This window comes from Gracilibacillus ureilyticus (genome assembly GCF_900111195.1).
Lineage (GTDB): Bacteria > Bacillota > Bacilli > Bacillales > Amphibacillaceae > Gracilibacillus > Gracilibacillus ureilyticus.
In genome coordinates this window covers 57531-74570 of the sequence record NZ_FOGL01000019.1, presented here as the reverse complement: position 1 = coordinate 74570, position 17040 = coordinate 57531, and the positions used below count along the sequence as shown (strand labels likewise).

The 17040-nt window shown below is 37.1% G+C and carries 21 protein-coding genes and 1 pseudogene; 11 read left to right on the top strand and 11 right to left on the bottom strand.

The window, feature by feature from the left end; all coding sequences use genetic code 11:
- Positions 1-91 precede the first annotated feature (91 nt).
- From BMW36_RS16455 to BMW36_RS16430, 6 genes are all read right to left on the bottom strand, one after another.
- Positions 92-1264, bottom strand: coding sequence for a toxic anion resistance protein (locus BMW36_RS16455; protein ID WP_089743125.1), 1173 nt, complete (start codon positions 1262-1264; stop codon positions 92-94).
- 30 nt (positions 1265-1294) lie between these two features.
- Complete coding sequence (locus tag BMW36_RS16450; RefSeq protein ID WP_089743123.1) at positions 1295-1912, bottom strand: 5-bromo-4-chloroindolyl phosphate hydrolysis family protein; 618 nt, start codon at positions 1910-1912, stop codon at positions 1295-1297.
- A gap of 292 nt (positions 1913-2204) precedes the next feature.
- The gene (locus BMW36_RS16445) at positions 2205-2510 is read right to left on the bottom strand and encodes a spore coat protein (RefSeq protein WP_089743121.1); all 306 of its coding nucleotides are present in this window, start codon (positions 2508-2510) and stop codon (positions 2205-2207) included.
- Positions 2511-2524: 14 nt separating this feature from the next.
- On the bottom strand, positions 2525-2728 hold the full coding sequence (locus BMW36_RS16440) for a hypothetical protein (protein ID WP_089743119.1): 204 nt from the start codon (positions 2726-2728) through the stop codon (positions 2525-2527).
- A gap of 157 nt (positions 2729-2885) precedes the next feature.
- The gene (locus BMW36_RS16435) at positions 2886-3185 is read right to left on the bottom strand and encodes a spore coat protein (RefSeq protein WP_089743117.1); all 300 of its coding nucleotides are present in this window, start codon (positions 3183-3185) and stop codon (positions 2886-2888) included.
- Positions 3182-3391 carry a hypothetical protein gene (locus tag BMW36_RS16430; protein WP_089743115.1) on the bottom strand — a complete coding sequence of 70 codons (210 nt, stop codon included), beginning with the start codon at positions 3389-3391 and terminating at the stop codon, positions 3182-3184. The genes BMW36_RS16435 and BMW36_RS16430 overlap by 4 nt, the downstream gene beginning before the upstream one ends.
- A gap of 136 nt (positions 3392-3527) precedes the next feature.
- On the opposite strand from BMW36_RS16430, the gene BMW36_RS16425 reads away from it, so the two are divergent.
- The 4 genes from BMW36_RS16425 to uvsE all read left to right on the top strand — a co-directional run bounded on the left by BMW36_RS16425 (position 3528) and on the right by uvsE (position 6317).
- Complete coding sequence (locus tag BMW36_RS16425; protein ID WP_089743113.1) at positions 3528-3734, top strand: spore coat protein; 207 nt, start codon at positions 3528-3530, stop codon at positions 3732-3734.
- 14 nt (positions 3735-3748) lie between these two features.
- Complete coding sequence (locus tag BMW36_RS16420; protein WP_089743111.1) at positions 3749-4108, top strand: spore coat protein; 360 nt, start codon at positions 3749-3751, stop codon at positions 4106-4108.
- A 19-nt stretch (positions 4109-4127) separates the two neighbouring features.
- The gene (locus BMW36_RS16415) at positions 4128-5264 is read left to right on the top strand and encodes a zinc-dependent alcohol dehydrogenase (RefSeq protein ID WP_089743109.1); all 1137 of its coding nucleotides are present in this window, start codon (positions 4128-4130) and stop codon (positions 5262-5264) included.
- Between the two features lie 99 nt (positions 5265-5363).
- Complete coding sequence (uvsE, locus tag BMW36_RS16410; protein ID WP_089743107.1) at positions 5364-6317, top strand: UV DNA damage repair endonuclease UvsE; 954 nt, start codon at positions 5364-5366, stop codon at positions 6315-6317.
- 68 nt (positions 6318-6385) lie between these two features.
- Here the strand turns inward: uvsE and hxlB are convergent, their stop codons facing one another.
- Together hxlB and hxlA are read right to left on the bottom strand one after the other, a co-directional pair.
- On the bottom strand, positions 6386-6940 hold the full coding sequence (hxlB, locus tag BMW36_RS16405; protein ID WP_089743106.1) for a 6-phospho-3-hexuloisomerase: 555 nt from the start codon (positions 6938-6940) through the stop codon (positions 6386-6388).
- 6 nt (positions 6941-6946) lie between these two features.
- Positions 6947-7579 (bottom strand): 3-hexulose-6-phosphate synthase, encoded by a 633-nt coding sequence (hxlA, locus tag BMW36_RS16400; RefSeq protein ID WP_089743104.1) that lies wholly within the window; start codon positions 7577-7579, stop codon positions 6947-6949.
- A gap of 234 nt (positions 7580-7813) precedes the next feature.
- Here hxlA and BMW36_RS20655 point away from each other — a divergent pair.
- Together BMW36_RS20655 and BMW36_RS20650 are read left to right on the top strand one after the other, a co-directional pair.
- Positions 7814-8125 (top strand): annotated as a pseudogene (locus tag BMW36_RS20655) (winged helix-turn-helix transcriptional regulator); the annotation flags it as partial.
- A 51-nt stretch (positions 8126-8176) separates the two neighbouring features.
- Positions 8177-8482 (top strand): winged helix-turn-helix transcriptional regulator, encoded by a 306-nt coding sequence (locus BMW36_RS20650; protein WP_281243067.1) that lies wholly within the window; start codon positions 8177-8179, stop codon positions 8480-8482.
- A gap of 156 nt (positions 8483-8638) precedes the next feature.
- Here BMW36_RS20650 and BMW36_RS16390 read toward each other — a convergent pair whose 3' ends face one another.
- Entirely contained in the window at positions 8639-9676 is a 1038-nt protein-coding gene (locus tag BMW36_RS16390) for an NAD(P)/FAD-dependent oxidoreductase (RefSeq protein ID WP_089743102.1), read from the bottom strand.
- Positions 9677-9833: 157 nt separating this feature from the next.
- Here BMW36_RS16390 and BMW36_RS16385 point away from each other — a divergent pair, with 157 nt between their 5' ends.
- Complete coding sequence (locus BMW36_RS16385) at positions 9834-10460, top strand: spore coat protein (protein WP_245711723.1); 627 nt, start codon at positions 9834-9836, stop codon at positions 10458-10460.
- Positions 10461-10617: 157 nt separating this feature from the next.
- On the top strand, positions 10618-11355 hold the full coding sequence (locus BMW36_RS16380) for a DUF2935 domain-containing protein (RefSeq protein WP_089743152.1): 738 nt from the start codon (positions 10618-10620) through the stop codon (positions 11353-11355).
- A gap of 216 nt (positions 11356-11571) precedes the next feature.
- On the opposite strand, the gene BMW36_RS16375 is transcribed toward BMW36_RS16380, so the two are convergent.
- The gene (locus BMW36_RS16375) at positions 11572-12414 is read right to left on the bottom strand and encodes an aldo/keto reductase (RefSeq protein ID WP_089743100.1); all 843 of its coding nucleotides are present in this window, start codon (positions 12412-12414) and stop codon (positions 11572-11574) included.
- A gap of 163 nt (positions 12415-12577) precedes the next feature.
- Between BMW36_RS16375 and cypC the strand changes: the two genes are divergently transcribed.
- The 3 genes from cypC (at position 12578) to BMW36_RS16360 (ending at position 16038) form a co-directional block, all read left to right on the top strand.
- The gene (gene cypC / locus BMW36_RS16370; RefSeq protein ID WP_089743098.1) at positions 12578-13828 is read left to right on the top strand and encodes a CYP152 family fatty-acid peroxygenase CypC; all 1251 of its coding nucleotides are present in this window, start codon (positions 12578-12580) and stop codon (positions 13826-13828) included.
- A gap of 193 nt (positions 13829-14021) precedes the next feature.
- Positions 14022-14975 carry an alpha/beta hydrolase gene (locus tag BMW36_RS16365; RefSeq protein WP_342707275.1) on the top strand — a complete coding sequence of 318 codons (954 nt, stop codon included), beginning with the start codon at positions 14022-14024 and terminating at the stop codon, positions 14973-14975.
- A 295-nt stretch (positions 14976-15270) separates the two neighbouring features.
- Positions 15271-16038 carry a C39 family peptidase gene (locus BMW36_RS16360; protein WP_089743094.1) on the top strand — a complete coding sequence of 256 codons (768 nt, stop codon included), beginning with the start codon at positions 15271-15273 and terminating at the stop codon, positions 16036-16038.
- A gap of 68 nt (positions 16039-16106) precedes the next feature.
- Here BMW36_RS16360 and BMW36_RS16355 read toward each other — a convergent pair whose 3' ends face one another.
- Complete coding sequence (locus tag BMW36_RS16355; RefSeq protein ID WP_089743092.1) at positions 16107-16979, bottom strand: TetR/AcrR family transcriptional regulator; 873 nt, start codon at positions 16977-16979, stop codon at positions 16107-16109.
- Between the last annotated feature and the right edge of the window lie 61 nt (positions 16980-17040).

Sequence of the window (17040 nt, the reverse complement as noted above, 5' to 3'; positions counted from 1 at the left end):
AGGATGAGACAAAAAAACACCCCATATTTATAAAAATTCGGGGTGCATCCTTTTTGCTCTGCCTTTTTAATGATAGCAGAACGGTTATTTATTACTCTTTTGCATGCAGCAGCTTCTGCTTCAGGTCATTTTCCATTGCACTGATTTCCTGTTCCGCTTCCAGACGTTTCCTTCGTCCATCATCTTGTATCTTGAGTACTTCTTCGAGTGTTGTAACTAAGTTTTCTTGTGTTTTCTTTAATGTTCCAATATCAACGAGTCCCTGTTCATTCAGTTTTGCTGTTTCAATCGTATTTGTTTTTAACATTTCTGCATTTTTCAGTAACAGGTCATTAGTTGTTTTGGAAACCTGCTTCTGCGCTTCGACTGCGTGCTGTTGCCGCAGCATAGTCAGGGCTATTGCAATCTGGTTTTTCCATAACGGAATCGCCGTTAAGATAGATGACTGAATCTTTTCTACAAGCACCTGGTTTGTATTTTGGATCAGCCTTATTTGCGGGGCACTCTGAATAGTAATTTGCCTGCTTAATTTCAGATCGTGAAGACGTTTTTCCAGCCTGTCTGCAAATTGTATCATATCATTTACTTCCTGATACTTCATTTGATCATTTGTTGATTCAGCAGCTTTCTTCAGTGCTGGAATTTCATTCTCCTTTAACTCCTCCAATTTAAGCTCCCCTGCTGCGATATAAACATTTAGCCCTTTGAAATATTCCTTGTTATGTTCGTAAAGTTTTTCCAACATAGCTATATCAGAGATCAAACCATCTTTATTACGTTCCAGTTTCACAGTTATCCTGTCAATTTGTGCACCGGTTTTTTGATATTTCGAAAGTGTTTCCTGTACTGAACTGGAAAGTTTCCCAAATAACCTTTTCAGTGCATTTTGTTTTTCCTGCTTTAGATCGTCAGGATTTATTTCATTAAATTTTTTCATTAAGTCACTGATTACTTGTCCGACTTCACCAACGTCTTTATTCTGTACGTGATCAAGCATAGTATGGGAAAAAGATAATAACTTTGTTTGTGCTTGAGTTCCGTAAGAAATGATAGCATTATGATTCGTATGATCAATTTGTGCGGCAAGTGTATGGGCTTTTTCTTTATCTTCTTCAGGGAGTACATCAATAAGTTTCGGCTGCTTCTCTTCTTTTTGCACGGTATTCATGTCTCTTTTTTCTTCATGATCTCCAAAAGGATTTGCCAGCAGATCATCCATTAAATTACTATCATCTTTTTGTATCCTGCCGTTTTTTTCGTTCATCATATGCAACTCCATTCCTTTCGTTTTTCATTATTTATTCTGCTTTGTCGTCCTATTTACAAAATCCAGCTCAAAGTGCAACTGTTCTATATCGTTAGAAAGTATATGGTAAAGGTCATTTTCAATCGTTTCTTTCATTCCTTTAATGGTATACTGAGTTTCACGGAGAACCTGGCCAACTTCAATATTTTTAGGTTGGGAAGATAACAGCGCATACTTTTCTGTTAATTCTACTGCTGAATCAAGATGAGAAAAATAGAATTTCTCACCGAGATAAAAACGTCTGGGTTCTTTCTTTGTAATCTGATATATTTTTCTTATCATTCGTAATAATTCAATAATTTCTTTTAAAAAAATCATATGACGAATCGATAATAGAGATTTCTGCATTCGACGAATTTTTTGATGTGCTTCTGCTAGATTTTTACGTATATAACGATATTCCTTCATATTTAGCTGGTTCTTTTTAAGAAAACGGAAGTGGAGATAAACAGAAACAATCCAAAAAGTTAAAACAGCTCCGGCCAGAGCGGTTAATGATGCATACCAAAAAGAGAGTTCCAATCCAAAAAAGCTGACTAGCCATGTGATCACCATCGCAGGGACAGCGATTAATATTCGAATGATAACTGTTATAAACTTATACATCTCTATCGACTCCTATCATTTCACCTACTAATATCTACGTATAATATTTATAAAAGTTTCAAATATGGCACAAAATATTTTCTCTTTCGGCGTATCGTTAGGGACTAATAATAGAAGGGTTATCTTGTAATTAAATTTCGGGAAGAGAGGAGTAACCCCGAACGCAACCGGTGTGTCTATCTTTAGAAAGGAAATCAGCATTATGGCCTGATGGACAGAGGGATATCGCAAAATAAAAAAAGCCTCTCTTATGTAATTTACCTTTAAGAGAGACTTTATAGTTATCAGAAGTTTATTTGCTGCTTGTTGGCATATCCATAGCTAAATCTGCTTTTTTAAGATCATGCTCCACTTGTTCATTGATATCATATGCATGATATAATTCTTTATCGATCATGTATGTCGCAATTTTGTGATGCAGATCTATCGCATCATTTAGTTGTTTCTTTAATACTTTGTGAATTTCGGGGCTGGCAGTTTCCGTGATAGCAACAGCATAATTTCGTACAGCTGCTTTAGCTGAAACAAGCAGGTCTGTTGCAATTACTTCATCATTAATTAATTCTTTATTGCTGATTTTATCGAGAATGTTTGCCATTTACTATTCCTCCTTTATTTGGCTTTTTCCAAAATGTCTTTGAGTTCCTTGATTGCTTCCTGGGCAATCTTTGTATCTTCTCTTAGCAGAACTTTTAATTCACTGTCCTCTGCTAAACCTTGCATCATACTGGATTTAGCAGCACAGGCGGACTTAAGAGTTAAAATTTCATGTACCTCCAGAATTTCATGTTGTGCATAACTTTTAGTATTAGCCAATGACGGCACCTCCTTAGTAAATGCTGTTACATAAGTACCTTTTCTCTTTTTTTCTAGCGTTTAAACACTTTTTGATAAAAAATGATTAAAAGAAGAGTAAATAGAATTGGAGTCCTTAAACGCAAAAAGAGCAATTCCGGTCAGGAATTGCTCTTACCTATTCTTTAGCCAGCTTCAAAGCAGTCTTGGAAGCTTTTAAGTCCACTGCAAGTTGTTCTTCAATGTCACTTGGATGATAGTATCCTTTTTCCATCATATATTGGCTGATTCTTTCATGTGCTTCGATCGCATAACTTAATTGCCTTTGAAGGACTTCTCTTACATCTGGTGTAACAGATTCCGTCAGAGCAAAAGTTAAGTTCCTTACAGCAGTTTTTGTTGTAATTAAAAAATCCGTTGCGATAACCTGGTCTGTCATACCCGCCATTCCAGCAATTTTCTGCAGCATATTTGTCATGAAATCACCTCTCTGTTTTTAAGTAAGTTGTTTAACTGTTCAACATGTTGTTTGCCTTCTGATACATCTGTAAGAAGAATACTCTTCAATTGTTCACATCCAACTAACCCCTGCATTGTAGAAGCTTTTGTTAAACATAAGTTTTTAAATGTTAAGATCTCATGAATTTCCATACGTTCATGAAGTGCCAGTTTATTATTATCCATTTTTTCCACCTCTTATTTTCAAGATTTGTATAATCAGAGTTATCATTATTTCTCTGCTGACAATTATTTGTGTATAGGATAAACCATTTGTGACAAAATATGCTTAGTTTTACAAAAATACGAGGGGGTTTTTGTAATGGGAAGAGAAAATTTGGCCATTCATGAAACAATGGATACCCATGAACTATTGAACTTGAAAACAATTGGGTTGTTAAAGGCAAAGTTGATGCAAGGTGTCATATTTGATCAGGATCTTAGGGCATTAATGCAGAAGAATGTGGATATGTCTATTTTGGATATAAAACAGCTTCAGCGTTTATATCCTTATGCAGAAACAGAATAAGCGAGGTGACAGTCATGAATGATTATTTAGATCCAATCAACTCTGTTGGAATGCCGGAACAAATCGATTCTGCGATTGCAATGGATTTATTGATAACTGTAAAAGAAACCATTCGAAATTATTCTATCGCCCTGACAGAGGCGGCCAGTCCCGAAGTACGGACAACTATACGCAATCAAATGGAAGCAGCTATTGATTATCATACAGAAGTTATTGAGTTGATGATGGAAAAGAAGTGGTTCCATCCATATGATGTAAGTGAACAGCAGATGCTGGATTTAAAAGCAGCACAAACTGCAGTAGATATCGCTGGATTGAAACTTTTTCCTGATAATAATAATCGCAAGGGATTGTTTCCAACACCACCAAAGTAAATGTAAAGGACGGATTGATATGAAAGCTGTAACCTTTCAAGGTGTGAAAGAAGTGGAAGTAAGAGAAGTTGAGGCACCAAAAATACAAAAGCCGGATGACATTATTATCAAATTAACACATACAGCAATTTGCGGTTCTGATCTTCATCTTATTCATGGGATGATACCCAATGTTCAAGAAAACTATATTATTGGCCATGAACCAATGGGGATTGTAGAAGAAACAGGTCCTGAAGTGACGAAAGTAAAAAAAGGGGACAGAGTAGTCATTCCCTTTAATGTGAGCTGTGGTGAATGCTGGTTCTGTCAGCACCAGTTGGAAAGTCAATGTGATAATTCAAATGATAACGGAGAAATGGGAGCATATTTCGGTTATTCTGGGACGACCGGGGGCTATCCTGGTGGACAAGCAGAATATATGCGAGTACCATATGGTAATTTCACCCCGTACAAAATTCCTGAAGACAGTGAAGTAGACAGTGACAACCTCGTATTACTTTCAGACGCAGGGGTAACTGCATACTGGAGTGTCGACAATTCTGGTATGAAAGAGGGTGATACTGTAATTATCCTGGGCTGTGGGCCGATAGGATTGCTCGCACAGAAATTTGCCTGGTTAAAAGGGGCAAAACGGGTAATAGCTGTGGATTATGTCGGCTATCGTCTGGAACATGCTAAGCGAACCAACAATGTCGAAACAATTAACTTTGAGGAGTTTGAGAATGTTGGTGCCCATTTGCATGAGATAACCAAGGGTGGTGCGGATATTGTCATTGACTGTGTAGGTATGGATGGAAAAATGACAGATTTAGAATTCCTTGCGACAGGGCTTAAACTTCATGGAGGATCAATGGGAGCTCTGGTAATCGCAAGTCAAGCAGTTAGAAAAGGTGGGAATATACAGGTAACAGGTGTTTACGCATCACGCTATAACGCTTTTCCATTCGGTGATATCTTCCAAAGAAATGTAAATATAAGAACAGGCCAGGCTCCTGTTATTCACTATATGCCGCACTTACATGATTTAATTGGGGCTGGCAAGGTGGATTTAAGTGACATCATCACACATCCGCTGCCGTTAGCAGAGGCTAAGCATGGCTATAAAATATTTGATGGAAAGCTGGAAAACTGTATAAAAGTTGTTTTAAAGCCTTAATATCAAAACAGAACCCCTTTTTATGGAGAAGGGGTTTTTTCTTGAACAAGGCCGGGTATTTTATAAAAATACATGTCTATACATGGGAGAGATGACACAATGATTCTTAAATTTGGATATGTCTCTACAGCAATTTCATTATGGGAGGCATCCCCTTCACGAACACTAACTTATGCTAATTGGAAGAGAATGGATGAGGATAGCAGGAAGGAAAAACTTTATCATCTTACAGAGCAAAATCTGAAAAATACCATACGAATACTACATTATAATATCGCCCATGGAATTGAACTATATCGAATGTCATCTTCACTTGTACCACTTGCGACACATCCGGATGTAAAGTGGGATTTTTTAACCCCATTCAGAGAACTTTTTAAAGAAATTGGAGATCTTGTTAAAAAGCATAATATCCGTGTCAGTTTCCATCCGAATCAGTTCACATTGTTTACAAGCCGACAGGATCATGTTACAAGGAATGCGATCATTGATATGACATACCATTATAAAATGCTGGAAGCTATGGATTTGCATCAGGAATCCACTATAAATATACATGTAGGTGGAGCATATGGGAATAAACAAGAAGCTGTTATGAGATTTAACGAGAACTTTTGCAAGCTAGATAAGAATATTCGTATGCAAACAACATTGGAAAACGATGATAAGACATACACAGCAGAAGAAACACTTCAAATATGTGAACGTCATAACATTCCGTTTGTTTTTGATTTTCATCATCATTGGGCTAATCCGGGGAATGAAGCATATGAAGAGTTATTACCAAGAATTTTTTCCACATGGAAGGGAACAGGAAAACCTCCAAAATTTCATCTGTCTTCACCAAAGTCGGAAAAGTTAGTAAGAGCACATGCGGACTATGTCGATTTAGATTTTGCAATACCGTTTATAAAAGCTTTACAGACTTATGGCGAATCTGCTGATATTATGATTGAAGCAAAAGCAAAAGATAAAGCAGCATTACAACTTGTGGAAGAGTTAAGCAAGATACGAGGTTATAAGCGGATTGGTGGTACGTCCATACAGCTGTGAATGTAGGAACAGAGATTTAGGAGAACAGAAACAGGGTGTAATTTCCTGCTTCTGTTTATCCTGACACATTATTCTAAATTAGCGTGTTTTCCATACATTCCGGTGGTGTCTAGGATCTTTTTTTCCATAAACCTTAAAATGAGTGCATCAAACACGAGCAGTAACGATTGTTCAAATAGCGAGCCCATTGGCTGGATCGTCTGACTATTATTTGCCTGGTCTTTAACTGCACCTGACAATGTAAATGTTAAGTCAGCTGTTTTGCCAATTGTGGAATCGGGTGATAATGTTACAGTGGCAACTTTTCCACCGATTTTTTTAGCTTTTTCGGTTATGGGTACAAGAGTCCTGGTCTCACCGGAGCCGGAAGCAATGATCAATATATCACCTTCTTCAAAAGCAGGGGTAACAGTCTCTCCAACAACATACGCTTCAATTCCCATATGCATCATACGCATGGCGAAGGATTTTACCATTAACCCTGATCTTCCAGCACCTGTCACAAATACTTTTTTCGCTTCCATTATCATATTTACTAGTTCTTCGGCATCCCTGTCAGAAATCAAATCAACAGAATGAGTATGCTCTTCTAGGATTCTTTTTAAGTATTCCGTAGTTTTCATAATAAATTATCCTTGCTGGATCATTTGCTGCATTTGTGCTGCAGTACCTTTTTTATCTTCTTGACCAGCAATGCCTCCGCCAACAATAACTAGATCTGGCTGTGCTTTAATTACCTCTGGAAGAGTATCTAATTTTATACCTCCAGCGACAGCTGTTTTTGCATTCTTTACTACACGCTTGATTGTTTTCAAATCATCAAATGAATTCTTGCCAACAGCTTGCATATCATAGCCCGTATGAACACAGATGTAGTCTACACCAAATTCATCTAACTCTTTTGCTCTTGTTTCTATATCTTTCACAGCAATAAGATCGACAAGAATCTTTTTCCCGTTCTTTCTTGCTTCTTCTACGGCACCTTTAATGGATTCATCCTCAGCTACACCCAGAATTGTAACTATATCAGCATTGGCTTCAGAGGCTTTCTGTACTTCGTATGCAGCAGCATCCATCGTTTTTAAGTCAGCTAACACTTGTAAATTTGGAAATGCTTCTTTAATTTCTTTTACTGCTTTAAGTCCTTCGATTTTGATAATAGGTGTACCGATTTCAACTATATCGATATAATCCTCCACTTCTTTTACTACTTCCTTCGCTTCCGGAATATTCACCAGGTCTAACGCTAATTGTAATTCCATTAATAACACTCCTTTTATTTTTTATGTATTTGGTTAAATCTTCATGGATGAAAAAATACTGAAATGAGTTTTTTTACAAGCCATATGACAAAGCTATCATTCCCGTAACAATTCTTTTCATTCATCCGTCCTTACTATAGCCCAATCATATACAGGAAGCGGCTTTTTTGTAAGTAGGCACTTTTTTTTGTTATAGTAACTTGGAATAGACTAAAGCGTGAGGAAGGGATTAAGATGATACCTGATAGTAAAATGTGTTTTTATCCTGAAAAAGAATGGACGCTTTCTCTTATAGAAGGAAAATGGAAAATAGCCATACTGTGTAATTTAGGTATAAAAGGTACGAAACGATTTGGTGAATTGAAAAGATTGATCCCGAATATTACACAACAAATGTTAACAAACCAATTAAGGGAACTTGAGAAAAACGGAATTGTTCATCGAGAAGTATTTCGTGTGGCACCCCCCAGAGTAGAATATTCTCTATCAGAACAAGGACAAAGCCTGATCCCCATATTAGATATGCTGAAGAATTGGGGGAAAAAGTACTTAGAGGCATCCCAATTGGAGAGTCAGGACTTATATTATGAGAAGAGGATGGCCCTCTCGGTAATTGAAGGAAAATGGAAATTGATCATATTATGTCATTTAGAACGAAAAGGGACTAAACGATATGGAGAACTGAAGAAACTGATTCCTAACATTACACAGAAAATGTTAACAAATCAGTTAAGAGAATTAGAATATGATGGTATGGTTCATCGAGAGGTCTACCCTGAAGTACCTCCAAAGGTAGAGTATTCTTTGACAGAGCAGGGACAGCAGCTTTTACCGATTCTCCATAAGCTAGAAGATTGGGGCAGAGACTATATGACACCTCCTGATGGAAGCGAAAACAACTAATTATTTTACCCGGCTTGTTACCAGTTAAAGCTTCTCGTATAAATCAGGCTCGTAAAACTTTTTATAAATGAAATGACCTCCCGGGGTGTTTGCATAAACAGGCAAGAAAGCTACCTTATTAAATGTGATAAGGTAGCTTTTTTCAATCTCGATCAATTAGTAAGCATAATCCTTCAAATTTAAAATGGTTTCCTCTCCATTTAAATATGCTGCAACTTCTCTTCCAATTACTGGTCCGCACGTTAAACCGGTTGACCCTAATCCATTGACAACAAACACCCCGTCTTCTGAATATCCTATGTATGGCAGCGAATCTCTCGTAAACGGCCTCAATCCAACAGACATGAACTGATCGTCAAGCACTACGTCCGGGAAGTACCGTTCCGCTTCACCATGCAGGTACTGTTGATTTTCCAGTGAGGGTGTAATGGAAAAGTCCTCCGTATCTTCATGAGTAGTTCCAATAGCATACTGGTTCGATCCTGTTTCCACAATATACATTGGACCTAATCCCATAACTACAGGTGTTTGCTTTGCTGGCGTTGACCCATTAATTTTTAGATGTAAAAGTTCAGCTCGCTGATGGCGAACAATCGGATTACTTGAATATTCTCCAGCCCACGCACCTGCTGTATAGATGACCTTCCCATCACAGGAAGTTGGTGAAATATCCTGATTGATCCACTTTCCACCATGAAAAAGTATAGCTTCCTTTAGAGCATTTAGAAGGCTCTTCCCGCTAATCTGGCCACCGCCTTCCACATACACAGCAGGATAGTAATCAGTCAAATGAGGATGCATTTCCTTTACCTCTGCTTTACTCATTTTTCTAACATCACCCATTTCAGGGGAGACCTCCTGTTTTGCGGAAATTCGTTCAAAGGCAAGCTGCTGAATATGATCATCCTTAAAAAGACAAATAGCGCCATTTCTTCTGTAATCTGTAGATTGCTTCGTTTTCATTTCTAGTTCCTGTATGAAATCAGGATAATAACGGGCTCCTTCTGTTACGAGCCTGTACCACTTTTTATTTCTGCGCTGGCTTATCCATGGACAGATAATACCTGCAGAAGCTGTGGTTGCCTGGCCTTTATCCGACCGGTCATATACGGTTACATTGTGATTGGATTTTGCCAGGTGATATGCAATGGAAGCACCGGCAATTCCTCCGCCGATGATAGAAAATGTTGACATAAAATCACTCCTGTAAAGTAGTATAACCTATCTTTGGGATAATTGTCATACAGAAGAAAAGATAGAGATGGTCCAAAAATGATGAGGTTGTGTACATAAAAAATGTCGGCAAAGGAAAATATAATGGTGAAATTTAAGAAATAGGAGGACAAAAACTGTGCAAAATCAAAATCAAATGCAAAATGGAACTCAAATGTCACCAAATATGATGAACCAGGGTACCAGCCTAAATCACGGTGCTCATGAAATGCTTGATGCTCACGAAGTAATCGGTTGTATGATTGGAGTAATGGAACAATATAAATTGTATGATCAACACATTCAGGATCCGGAATTAAAAGACATTTTACAACGTCAAACGTCATTTATGACACAAATGTATAACACAATTATTGATTCTTTCCAAACTGGCCAAGATCCTCAAGTACCTACACAACAATACAAAATGCAGCAAAGCAATGAGGTTACTTATGGTATGAAAGCAGGTCAGCCGAAGAAACCGAAGCAATCAGTGAATGAATTTACAGATGAGTGCTATTCTTCCTTTATGCTGGCACATACTAAATCTGCAGCGTCTGCACTGACAAAAGCTGGGGTGGAAATGAATAATCCGGTTATGCGCCGAATTCTTGCTGATAGTGTTCCTAACATGATCGAAATGAGTTATGAGCTATTCCTGTATCAAAATAAAAATGGATATTATCAGGTTCCTCAATTAAACACGCAAGATATGAATATGATGTTACAAGCATATACAAAAGCACCACAACAAAATATGCATTAATCAGAAGCCAGTTTAACACAGCGTAAATGATCCGTAGTGCCCCGGCTGTGCAAAAGTCTCACTTTATATAATATTTAAACATCCCCCTGAATATAATGAATTATCATGTAATTAAGGGGGATGTTTTTTATTGCAATCTAATTACCTAAGAAGCGCGATGTTTGAACATCAATTTTGGCTGCAAGTATTAGCAGATCATGCCAGGTTTATTCATGATTCTTTATATCCTTCACAGTCTGAGGATATAAAGAAAGCAAACACGTTCATTACATATTATGACCAACTGCTTATGCAGGCAAATACATTAAATAATTCGAATGCCATATCCTTTGCTAAAAGTGTTGAAGAAATTACTAAACAGTTCAGGGAATTCAAATTATATATTATCAAACGGCATCTGACAGGACAGATGGGTATCCATTTAACACCAACTTTTTTAAATCACATGGTCAATGAATTAGAAGAGTATCTCCTGATTTTGACATATTTGAAGCAAGGAGATAAGCCGCCGATTTTTCATGAATTGCATCATCATTTACTCTGGTTAGTTGATGCATCAGGCCATGCAGGAGCAATTAATGACAGATTAGATGGCGTTGAGAAGAGGCTGAAAGAAAAGAGTGCCGCATTCAATAAACATTTTGATCAATTTTATTTAAAAGCCGTAGAACTGACGGGATATCTGCGGGCAAACATTGACTCCTTTCCCGCTCTTGAAAAATTTAACCATGATGTGGAGATAGAGATGGGATTATTTCAGACATTCTTGCATGAATTAGAGGAAATGGAATTAAGTGCCGAGGTTTTAAGCACCTTCACCGCATCGATGGCAGACCACATGGCACGGGAAGAACAATATTATTTATTCAAGCTTGCAGAGTCAAAAAGTGTATGAACTCTGAATGCCTTGGTGCAAAGGAAAAAGGGAGCGAAGGAATTCAGCCGCCCTCCCGATCTCAGCCAGCGTAATTGGAATAAAAAATTCTCATGAACAATCGATGCATTTACCGTTCATGAGAAATTTTTATATCTTCCTTATATTATCGTACATCATCCTGTCCTGAACAGTTCCGATTTTGTTAAATAGATGGAACATGTCCAGGCTTCTTCCTTAAAATTCCTCGTATACAGCAGGGTCCTGATCATTTATCCTGCCATCAGGTCTAGTTAATTGATTAATGTTTGTCATGTCTTCGCTGTCCAATTCAAAGTCAAAAATAGCGATATTCTTTTGTTGATGTGCAATGGAAGTAGAGCGTGGGATGGTCACAGCACCAAGTTGATAATGCCAGCGCAATACGACTTGTGCGATGGTTCTGTTATGTTTCTCTGCGATTCCCTGAAGGGTTTGATTCTCAAAAAGATCTTTCGCACGATATAAAGGACTCCAGGATTCTGTTACGATTCCATGCTCTTCGTGCCATTCTCTTTGTTCCTGCTGGTTGAAAAATGGATGTAATTCGATTTGATTAACTGCAGGAAGGATTCCTGTTTCTTTTTCCAGACGTTCCAAGTGTTCTGGTAAAAAGTTGCTGACACCTATCGAGCGGATAAGTCCCCACCTCTGGGCATCAATCAGCGCCTGCCATGCTTCCAAATATTTATCTTGTTTAGGATTTGGCCAGTGGATGAGATACAGGTCAAAGTAGTCGAGATTAGTTCTGTAAAGAGATTCTTGAATTGCTTCCACTGCATCATTGTATTCATGATAACGACCGGGAAGTTTGGAGGTAACCTTAATTTTTTCTCTAGGGACTGAAGTTCGTCTGAGAGCTTCCCCTACCGTCCCCTCATTCTCGTAATTATAGGCAAAGTCAATAAGACGATAGCCATTATTAATTGCATTCACCATTGCAGCTGCCCCAAGATCACCCTTGATTTTTGCTGTACCAAAGCCAATTACTGGAATCTGATTTCCGTCATGCAGTGTTACAGAAGGTATATTAGTCTCCATTTTTACACCCCTAACTATTTTATTTCCTCATTTTATATATGATTTACCACTAACTAAATACTATTTAAACATTCTTTTTCCTTTTATGGAGAAAGTTTGTTTTTTATTTACTGCTTTGGGGAAAAATAGTTATATGATTTTCGATCGAAATGGAGGTGCGGGTATGGTAAATAACCAGAATATGCCGAAGGAAAAAGGACTGGATCATACAATCTCATTATTGAAGGAAGGCTATAATTATATTTATAACCGCAAAGATAAATATCACTCTAGAGTTTTTCAAACACGTATAATGGGAGAAAAAGCTAATTGTCTGATTGGAACCAAAGAGGCAGAATTATTTTATGATAATAATAAATTTATACGAAAAGGTGCCGCTCCGTCCCGTATTCAAAAGACATTATTTGGAGAGGGAGGAGTTCAAGGATTGGATGGTGAAAAGCACCATCACCGTAAAGCGGTGTTCATGTCATTCATGACAAAAGAAATGTTAAGTGAAGTAAAAGAATTAACAGAAATGGAATGGGAAAGAGCGATAACAAGAAATCAAACAGAAGAGTTTAATGTGTATGAGGAAGCAAAGCGAGTGTTAACAAATGTAGCGATGAGATGGGTTGGTATCCCGATGCAGGAAGATGAAAGGGAATTGACGGATGAGCTTGATGATTTATTTGAAGATGCTTCAGCTATCGGTCTTAAACACTGGAAAGCTAGGATGTCACGTTCCAAAACAGAAGATTGGATAAAACAGCTTGTTTTGGATATTAGAAATGGTAAGTTAACAGTAGACCAGAGGCGTCCATTATATCAATTTAGTATGCATCGTGATCTGGATGGTCAGTTACTAGAACCGGAAATTGTATCAGTAGAGGTGTTAAATTTAATACGTCCTATTGTAGCTGTTTCTGTCTATGTTGACTTTACCATCCTGGCATCAATCCAATTTCCAAAAGAAGTAGAAAAACTCCAACAAGGTAATGATAAGCAATTACAGTTTTTTATCCAGGAAGTACGGCGGTTCTATCCATTTTTTCCTTTTACAGTTGCAAGAGTAAAAAAGGGTTTCGAATGGAATGGATATACGTTTGAAGAAGGAACATTAACGCTACTAGATTTATATGGAACAAATCATGACCCGGAGATTTGGAAAGAGCCTGATCACTTTTTGCCTGATCGATTTAAGGAGTGGAATGGGAATCCGTTTGACTTTATTCCCCAAGGCGGGGGAGAATTTGATATTGGTCACAGGTGTGCAGGTGAATGGATGACAATTGATATTTTAAAAGTTACGTTAAATTACTTTGTTAATAAAATATCCTATGAGGTTCCTCAGCAGGATTTTACTTATTCAATGAATGATATACCAAGCCTTCCTGCAAGCAGAGTAATACTGGAAAATATAAGAAGAAAGTAAAAACGTAAAGGGCAGAATCGGTTTGAAAAATCGTCTCTGCCTTGTTTATTTTATATAGACTATAACCATCTCCATCCATTTTCTGAAATTGTTTATTCTTATTATTTCCGGCTAAAAAAATCGACAAAATGTAACAAAACTGGTCTCCTTCTTGTTATAATAGAATTAACAACAGGGGGAGAAGGGGATCATTTTGAAAAAGAGAATAAAGATAATGATTATTAGTGTTTTGTCAGTCTTGTTAGTTACAGATATATTTGCCGGGAACTTCTTTTACAACCTTGCTATAAAGCGCGAGCAAAAGGATTTTTTGCAAGGAAATCAGGATTTAACTGTTTCAGCAGCAGCAATGGATGTTTTTTTGCAAGGTGGATGGAGACAATGGGTTGCCCAGCAGGATTTCGATGAATGGGATTTAAAGTCGTTTGATGGATTGAATTTAAAAGGCTATTATCTTGAAGCAAAAGAACCAACAAATAAAACAGTGATGCTTGCGCACGGTTATCTTGGCAAAGCAAAAGATATGGGATTATACGGCCAATACTATTATGAAAAGCTGGGGTATAATATATTTATAGCTGACGCGCGCGGTCATGGGAAAAGTGAAGGCGATTACATTGGGTTTGGCTGGCATGACAGACTAGACTGGATTGATTGGACAGAGAAAGTAATTGAAAAAACTGGTTTAGAAACACAGGTGTTGTGGCATGGTTTATCTATGGGAGCAGCCACTGTTTTGATGGCTTCAGGAGAAAAACACCCAGAGAATGTTGAGTTAGTTATTTCTGATAGCGCATACACAAATGTCCATGATTTATTTAAATACCAAATGGACCGAATGTATCACTTACCGGCATTCCCGATTTTACCAACATCAAGTTTGATTACTAACTTAAGGGCAGATTATACTCTTGTCGAAGCTTCTGCTTTAAACCAGGTCAAAAAAGCACATATTCCGATCATTTATTTCCATGGAAATAATGACTCATTTGTACCAACTGAAATGGCACATGAACTTTACAAAAACACACCAACGGATAAAGAGTTGGTATTATTTGATAATGCGGGACATGGTGAGGCATATGCTATACAAGAAGGAAAATATCAAGCTGAATTAACTAATTTTATCTCTAAGTATATGAAATAAGCTGTAATGTGGAAACTGGCTGTCTATATAGGCGGTTGGTTTTTCTATTACGAATGGATGCGGAGAGGATTTAGAGCATGCGGGTAGTTCAATGAATTGTTGATAGTTGATTCATCCGTTTTTTTTCGATCAATTCTTATCGAAATTATAGTGATGTGACTTTTCATCAATATCTTTTAATAAAATATACTCATTTTTTCTTTTTTGACATCTTCCTGACATCATTAACTTATATTATAATAATTATAAGATAAAAATTAACCTAGTATATCATTATAAAGAAGGTAGGCTAATTATGGATGGAAAAAAAAGATTAGCAATTGTTAGTTTGCTCAGTGTATTTGCAATTGGAGGTTTTGAACTGACAAAAGAAACCAAAAATGAAAAAGTAAAGACGGTATCATTCAATAAACCGTCTAGCGTTAGTTTGACTGAAAAAACTGGCAGTTTTGTTGCGGATTTTGTAGAAAAAGAGAGTTATATGTTAGATGTTCCTCACATTTCTCAATTGCCGGAATTAATGCGCGGATGTGAGGTAACTAGTTTAGCAATGCTGTTAAACTATTATGATATTAACACAGATAAAATGGAGTTAGCAAAGAACATCCAATATGAAGCTTTTCAAGTCAACGGGATTAGAGGAAATATGCATGAAGGGTTTGTTGGCAATATGGAAACATTCAGCCAGCCTGGGCTCGGTGTGTATATTGAACCAATTCTGGAATTAGCGAAAGAATATGTCTCGGATGAACGTATTATTGATTTGACAAATAAAGAACCTGAAGAATTATATGAAGCTATAAGAGATAACAGGCCGGTATGGGTGATTACCAATGCTAAATTCCGAGAATTGGGTCCGGAACAGTTCATGACATGGCAAACAGAATTAGGACCTATGCAGGTAACCTATCAGCACCATAGTGCAGTAATTACGGGTTATGATGAAGAAAATGTATATGTAAATGATCCGCTATCATCCAATAAAAACAAAGCAGTCGATCGTAAAGATTTTGAAGAGGCATGGATTCAGATGGGACAGCAGGCGTTTACAATATCACAATAAACCGATCACCTGTATATCATAAATGTAGTAGATGATGAAAAAAGGAGAAGTGAAAGGGTTTATCCTTTTCACTTCTTCTTCGTTAAGCTGTCAACCATATTTCTTAATAAGTTAACTTTATGCTCCCACTTCTTGTGTTGGAAAACCACTATTAAGGATGTAAAGATGCTATCAATTAAGAAGATCCTTGGCTCTTTGGCTTCCAGCTCTTCTTTCAGGAATTGGAGAGACTGGATATACTTTGTGTCTACATGACCGTCAACCTCATTGATGAGTTGATCTATAGTAGAAAAGACATGACTTTTTTCAACTTTGTTTTCATTTATTGGAAGAGTAAGCCACTTTTTATGCAGGAATACTTCCGATTGATCAATTTGTGATTGGATCATCGATTTTAATCTGTTAAGCGCGAAGGTGATAATCGACAATGTAGAAACAGGCTCTGCCCCTAATAACTTCGATGCATGGCTCATATGATGAGTAATTCCGATCAGCATGACAGCATGGTCGATGGTAATGGACTCGGCTTCTTGTGGATAAATGGCTTCTAATCTTCTGGAAATCCAGACTAATTCCTCTTTATGTCTCGATATCATATATTTCTTTAAGGTTTCATCCTCAGATAAAGATACTGTCTCAAATACAGTGAACATATTATGCTGCTTATTTATATCCATCTTTACAGCAATCTGCTGGATGAAAACTTCTTCGTCATCCAATTGCTTTCCTTTTGCTAAATCATATCGTTTCTTTTCAACTTCTTCATTAATGTAATTCAATATTGCTAATAGGCAGTCTTTTTTGGAATCAAAATAATTATAAAATGTTCCTTTAGCAATATTTGCCTCATTTAAAATATCCTGAATGGACGTTTTTGCGAACCCTTTATTAACAAATAATTTATGGGCCGCTTTAATAATATCTTCTCTTTTATCACTCATTGACTCATCCTTCTATAACGTAAGTATAGTTAAATGATAACTGATATATTAGGATTTTTCA